Here is a 630-nt window from a genome sequence, read left to right as displayed (position 1 = left end):
CTTGGTGTACCACTGCGAGAACAGCGCCTTCTGCTCCGGGGTCGCGGAGTCGATGAAGTTCGCTGCGGCAGTCACTCGGGACTGGATCTCCTGCGGGGAGACGTCGTTCTCGAGGAACTTCTGGAAGTCGTCGTTCTTGTCGTAGAACCCGTTCGGCAGTCCGGCTGCCCGCATGACCTGGCGAGAGCGCCGGCAGCCCCTTCTTGACCCGGGCCTCGTTGGCTGCGAACCGCTTCTTGTAGGCCGCCGTGGACTGGAGCAGCACGCCGATCGTCTCGGAGCTGTAGCCGTTCTGGAGGTAGTTGACGATGTCCGGGGCCAATGAGCCGAGGCCATAGGAATCGAAGATGCTCTTGAGAGCGAGGAAGGCGTCCCGGTTGGTTCCGGTCAGGTTGTCGCCAACGGCCATGTCTGTCCTATCCGATGAGGCCGAAGGTCTTCAGCACGGAGCTGGCGACCGAGGACATCTGGTCTCTGGCGTTGTCCGTCTTCGCCCAGCGAGGGTCCTTGCGGAGGGTGTTCTCGAAGTCGTAGACGGTCTGTGTCGTCGGCCTGCCCTTGGAGTCCTTCGACTGGAGGGCCCGCTGGATCAGCGGGTCGTCCAGTGAGATGTTCTCCCCATTGACCTCG

The 630-nt window shown here is 62.7% G+C and carries 2 protein-coding genes; both read right to left on the bottom strand.

Annotation, left to right across the window (positions count from 1 at the left end; genetic code table 11):
• A partial coding sequence (locus UB48_RS27890) for a hypothetical protein (protein WP_156160263.1) occupies positions 1-409 on the bottom strand: 409 nt, incomplete at its 3' end.
• A 7-nt stretch (positions 410-416) separates the two neighbouring features.
• The coding region (locus UB48_RS28100) for a hypothetical protein (RefSeq protein ID WP_045202469.1) at positions 417-630 on the bottom strand (214 nt) is incomplete at its 5' end.

It is taken from the genome of Pseudomonas sp. 2(2015) (genome assembly GCF_000955865.1).
In the GTDB taxonomy this organism is placed as follows: domain Bacteria; phylum Pseudomonadota; class Gammaproteobacteria; order Pseudomonadales; family Pseudomonadaceae; genus Aquipseudomonas.
This window is presented reverse-complemented; position numbering and strand designations above follow the sequence as displayed.